Consider the following 5,909-nt stretch of genomic DNA (forward strand, 5'->3'; position numbering starts at 1 on the left):
GTTCCAGCGTTTCGAGCCCACCCGCGAAGCCGACAAGTTCCAGCGTTTCGAGCCCACCCGCGAAGCCGACAAAGAATGGACCGCACTGGTCAACAGCATCGATGACGTCTCACTCTTCCGCTTCGCCGACTCTTGGTACAACGGCGCAAACATCCCCGGCAAGCACCGCCAGATGCTCCAGTGGCCCGGCGGCAACAGCGCCTACCTCGACCTCTGGGCAGCCGAAGCCAACGCCAACTACTCCAAGGGCCTCGAGCTCAAATGACCACCCCCACCCAAGAAAGAGTTCCCATAGCCGAGGCCGACGATGAGGCACGACCGAGGCCGGTCGGGACGTCGACTCGGATTCCCGGACAAGGGATCCTCCTTGCCAACGTCGCTCTCGTGCTCATCGGGCTGCTCGTTCTTGATGTGCATATCTTTAACCGCGCCAGCCTCTCGACTCTGACTCCGACGATCGGCGTCATGGCGCTGATGGCGCTGGGCCAGGCATTCATCATTGGCACAGGAGGGATCGACCTCAGTATCCCCTCAACCACAACGCTGGTCGGCGCGATCGTGCTCAAGCAGTCAGGTGGCGACGGCGGCGCGCTTCTCGGCGCGCTACTCGTTGCGCTTGTCGTATGCGTCGCGATCGGGATGGCGAACGGCCTCCTGGTTGAGGTGACGCGCCTCGACGCCCTCGTGGTGACTCTTGCCACCGGTCAGCTCATCGCCGGCATGACTCGTATCTACCGCGGTCAAGTGCAGTCGGTGTCCACAGTTCCGTCGGCCTTGTCCGATTTCGCTCGCGGGTCGATCGGTCAAATCAGCATCATCCTCATCGTGGCGATCATCGTGGCGGCACTCACGGCTCTCTGGTTGAAGTTTCACACCTCCGGCCGACGCCTGGCAGCAAGCAGTGTCGCCAGACCCGCTGCAGAGAACAGCGGCCTCGCCGCAGTGCGCCAGCGAATCACTGCATGGGTGATCGGCACGACAATCGTCGGCTGCGGAGCAACCCTTCTCGCGGGTCGAGTTTCGACCCCCGACCTCACGCTGGGTCAGCCCTACCTGCTGACTCCGATCGTTGCTGTGGTGCTCGGAGGTGCAGCCCTTGTCGGCGGCCGAGTCAAGCCCGCCGCAACCGTGTTCGGCGCGGTCTTCCTCGTCGTGCTCGAACACATTCTTCGCGTGCGCGGCTATTCCTCGGGAGTCTCGCTCGCATTTCAGGGTCTCGTCCTCGGGGTCGGGCTCACCCTCGTCGTCATCTCCAAACGCCTCCGCTGGTCGGTCGGCGCGGCGCGGCGCGGTGGCAAATCCAACGGCCGGTCCACTTCGGACGAGGCCATGAACCGAGAGAACAAGGAGCAACAACAATGACCAAGTTCATGGACCGCCCAGGCGGGAACGCACGAAGGAGAGGCTTGGCAATTGCGACCGGTATGGTCGCGCTCTTGCTGGGCATGGCCGCCTGCGGATCTAGTGGCGGAAGCGGCAGCAGCGCTGGCGGGAGCGACAAGGGCGGCGACGATTCGGCGGTCAGCGCCATAACCGACGCGCAGGCCCAGAAGCAGGTCGACACTGCGTTCAGCACCACTGACATCAAGCTGGACAGCCTCGATCCCACCGTCCAGGAAGCGCTCAAACGGTCCGCGATCACGCTTACGGGCGCGCAGAAGGAATCGGCTCTCAAGTGTTGGAAAGCGACAACCTGCGATGTCGGTGACGGGAGCATCACATTGGGTATCGCCGATGGCTTCGGCGGAAACCAGTGGCGCAAGGTCGTGAAGATGGAAGTCATTCTCCAGGCACTGACGTACCCAGAGATCGGGAAGATCATTTACACGGACGCCAACGGCGATCTGCCCACGTATCTGTCCAACGTCCGCAGCTTGTCCTCTCAGGGTGCCAAGGCGATTGTCGGCTTCAACGACTTCGGTTCGGCGGCACTTCCGGCATTCAAAGCCGCGCAGGCGGCGGGGGCGAAGGTCTCCACCTACGTCAGTCCGACCCCCAACGCTCCGACAGCCTCGTTGTCGAACGAGGTCACCGCTGATGTCTGCGGGATGGGCAAGGCTATGGCCGATGTGGCTACGAAGAACCTTGGCCTCACTGGAGACCTGGCAATTCTCAACGGCACGCCCGGCAACCCGCAAGGCGCGGCGTGGAACAAGTGCCTTAAGGAGGCCCTGCCCTCCGGCACCGAGATCGGTCAGTCTGTCGACACCAGCTGGACTCTCGCTGGTGCATTCGACGGTGCCTCGGCGCTTGTGAGCTCTGGCAAGGAGTACCGCGCGATCTTCTATGACTACGCCGATCCGGTACCGCAGGTCGTCGAGGCATATACAAAGGCTGGAAAGAAGATCCCGGCGATCATCACGTGGACCAGCAACAATGGTGCGGCCAGAGCCTGGGAAGAGAAGCTGGGCACCCCCGACGAGTTCACGCTCTACCACACCAGCGCTCTCACCTGGGAGAGTCGAGCCTCCGTTACAGCCGCTGTTGCCCAGCTATCTGGCGAGAAGGTCAAGCCAGTCATCGAAGTGCCTCGTCCATTCGTCAAGGCCGTCAAGGGCTACTGGATCAAGAACCGCTCTGATGAATACCCGGGCCCAAGCACATTGGTGCCTGATGACGTCATGAACAAGATGCTCGCCAAGGGCTGACGCCACATGCCGGTCGGTGCGGGCGTATCAAGGCCCGCACCGACCCGGCCCCCATTCCCCCTAGAGAGGCGCCGATCATGTCCGACTCCATTCCCACTGCCGTCCACGACCGTGCGGTAGCCGAGTCCGCAGCCCCGCTGCTGCTTAACGCGGCGGGCCTATCCAAGCGGTACGGGCCCGTGCAAGCCCTTGAGAACGCCAGCCTCGAGCTGTCTCCCGGAGAAATTCACGCCTTGGTCGGCGAGAACGGATCCGGCAAGTCCACACTGGTCGGTATCGTAAGTGGCACAGTTGCTCGCGACCAAGGCGATTTGCGCATTGCAGGTGCGCCCGTTGCGTCGGCACGTCCGGCCACATCTCAAAGGAATGGTGCGATCACCGTCTTCCAGGACGGATCACTGATCGGCGATCTCACGGTCGCCCAGAACCTTTACCTCGGGACTGACCGCACACATCGTCCCCGGTTCATTCAAATCTCGGATTGGGCAGAGGAACTCCTCCAGTCTTACGGATTCGACATCGACACCTCGCTCAAGGCGGCGGCCCTGCCGCCTGGTGATCGCCAACTGGTCGAGATCGTGCGTGCCGTTGCTTGCCGCCCGAAGGTTCTCATCCTTGACGAAGCAACCTCTGCACTCGATTCGCATGGCGTGGATATCGTGCTTGAGCTGATGCGCCGAGTCGCCGCCGACGGCAGCGCCGTCTTGTTCGTCACCCATCGTCTGTCAGAGGTCATGCGCGTAGCGCACCGGGTAACTGTTCTCCGCGATGGGAAGGACCAAGGCGTCTACGACGCATCCACAGTAACTCCCAAACGCCTCGTCGAACTGATGGCTGGGACACGAGTGGACCTCGAGTTTCCCGATCGAATGAACAGTCAGGACGAGGAATTGATTCTCACTGCTCGCACACTTGAGGGGCTCGGCTACGGGCCGGTCGACGTCGAGTTGCGTGCCGGCCAGATCGTCGGTATCGCGGGAGCAGACGGGAACGGCCAGCTCCCCCTCCTTAAGGCGCTGGCCGGCATTGGCGACGGCGGCGGCACTGTCACAGTTGGCGACACTGAGCTCAGGTCGTATGGCGCCGCTGTGAGTAATGGTGTCGTATACCTCAGCGCAGACCGAAAGGCCGAGTCACTTTTTGGGGGCCTGAGTATCGGCGACAACATCGGCGTCGGGGTATTGCCCTCGCTGTCTTCTGGTGGCATCTTGCGGCTGCGCAAAGAACGCAAGTTTGTGGATGCAGCCATCGACAAATACCGCATTCGAGTGAACCACTCCTCACAGCTTCCTGCAGATCTCTCAGGCGGCAACCAGCAGAAGGTGGCAATCTCCCGAGTACTGGCTATGGAGCCGAAGGTCGTGCTCATCGACGAGCCCACCCAGGGAGTCGACGTGCGGTCACGCCTAGACATCTACCGCTTCCTTCGTGGCATCGCAGACAGGGGAAGTGCTGTCGTCGTGGTTAGCTCCGACGCATCGGAGCTCGCCGGGTTGTGTGACCGCATCCTTGTGATGAGCCGGGGCAAGGTGACGTCTGAGCTTGAGGGCATCGGTGCGACCGAGGAGGCGATCGTGGGTGCGTTCGCCGTTGAGCACGAACTTGCCGGCGGCGCCGCTGTCGTCGGCGAAGAGATCGTCACGGCGATCACAAACCCACCTAGTCGCGTGCATGAACGCTCGCGTTCGCGCCTGCTCACTGCCGAGTCGGTCCGTCTTGCCGCGCTCGTCGTCCTGATGATTGCGCTGGCGCTGTTCGCCAACTCGAAGAACGACACTTTCCTCACGGAGCCGGGAATCTACAACGTCGCGCTGTTGGCGCTGCCGCTGATCGCCGTGGCGGCCGCGCAATATTTCGTGCTTTTGATCGGGGGCATCGACGTCTCTGTCGGCGCAGTGATGACCCTGTCTCTGATCCTGATGTCAGAATGGGGCGCAACGGGCGGTCCGGGCAAACTACTGGTGCTGGGGCTCGCGGTTTCGGTCCTCCTCGGAGTCGTCGTCGGCGGCGTGAACTCGCTACTAGTTGAGAAGGTGGGAATTTCACCGGTCATCGCCACCATCGCCACGCTGGGCGTCGTCTCCGGTATTGCTTTCATGATGCGGCCTACGGCCGATGGGATGATTTCCCCCGCGCTCAGTGAACAGCTGATGCTGAAGAAGGTCGGTCCCGTTCCGATAGCGCTGATCGTCTTGGTCGGCGTCCTCGCACTTGCCGATGTCTGGTTCCGGCACACGGGTTCTGGTCTACGAACACGAGCGGTCGGACTGAGCGGTCAGTACGCGGTCCGGCTCGGCATTTCTGCCGGCATCGTTCGCACCCTCTGTTACATGATCTGTGCCGGTCTCGCCGGGGTTGCCGGCGTGATCCTGGCGGCTCAGGTCGGCATCGGCGATCCCAACGCAGGCAATTCCTTTACCCTGCTCGCCATCGCAGCACCGGTGCTTGGCGGCGCAGCGCTCTCTGGTGGACATGGTTCGCTAATCGGTGCGGCGATCGGTGGAGGAATCCTGGTACTCAGCCAGAGCCTGGTCGTCGTCCTCGCGCTCGATGATGGCACCAGCTTCGTGCTGGCCGGCGCGCTTACACTGATCGCTCTACTCAGTTCCGGCGAGAGTCTCGCTCGGCTGAGGCGAGTACTACGCAGCCGACTAGCTGCCTTATGAGTCGCTAGCCCGCCACACGTCGAGCTCACCCACCGGAGCCGCCTCCGCGAACATGTCTCAAGCGGCGGGTTCGTCGTGCCCGAGTCCCGATAACTGGTTGCAGGCTGCAATCAAATATGGCATCTCACTTATTTGCAGACACTTCTTCTCAGTTGCGATTCCATGCCTCCCCTTCGTCCTCTGCGACGAGACGATCACGAGTGCTGCCAATCGCAGTCAGGACAGGCTGTTCGACGTGCTGAGCCACTTCTTCGATCGGGCCGTTCTACGTATATAAATATGTCTCTCCTCTATTGAGTTCTTTGTGGCGTGTGTCATATCGTCTTGATTACGGTCCGATGAACGCCTTCTCCCCGCGAGACCACGCACGAGCATCACGCGAGCACCAGGGGGCGCGTCCTCCAGGGGCCAGCGCCGACACACATGAGAGGTCAGATCCATGACGACTACCGACACGAACACACCCGTCACGACCGCGTCGTCCACCTACGACGTAGTGATCGTGGGAGCCGGGTTCAGCGGCACCTACCAGTTGAAGAAGCTCCGCGACCTCGGCTTCTCGACCATCTTGTTCGAGAAGAGCGACGGGCTAGGC

General features: G+C 61.9%; 5 protein-coding genes. All 5 read left to right on the forward strand.

Going from position 1 to position 5,909, the window contains the following annotated elements:
• Positions 1-265, forward strand: a 265-nt coding sequence (locus AC1DVU_RS22275; RefSeq protein WP_476924657.1) for a hypothetical protein, incomplete at its 5' end; no start/stop codon positions are given.
• Between the two features lie 119 nt (positions 266-384).
• Positions 385-1,362 (forward strand): ABC transporter permease, encoded by a 978-nt coding sequence (locus AC1DVU_RS22280; RefSeq protein WP_476924658.1) that lies wholly within the window; start codon positions 385-387, stop codon positions 1,360-1,362.
• Positions 1,359-2,648 (forward strand): substrate-binding domain-containing protein, encoded by a 1,290-nt coding sequence (locus AC1DVU_RS22285; RefSeq protein WP_476924659.1) that lies wholly within the window; start codon positions 1,359-1,361, stop codon positions 2,646-2,648. Before AC1DVU_RS22280 ends, AC1DVU_RS22285 begins: the two co-directional genes overlap by 4 nt.
• A gap of 77 nt (positions 2,649-2,725) precedes the next feature.
• Complete coding sequence (locus AC1DVU_RS22290) at positions 2,726-5,314, forward strand: ATP-binding cassette domain-containing protein (RefSeq protein ID WP_476924660.1); 2,589 nt, start codon at positions 2,726-2,728, stop codon at positions 5,312-5,314.
• 439 nt (positions 5,315-5,753) lie between these two features.
• The coding region (locus AC1DVU_RS22295; protein WP_476924661.1) for an NAD(P)-binding protein at positions 5,754-5,909 on the forward strand (156 nt) is incomplete at its 3' end.

Source organism: Aeromicrobium sp. P2_G6, assembly GCF_056403535.1.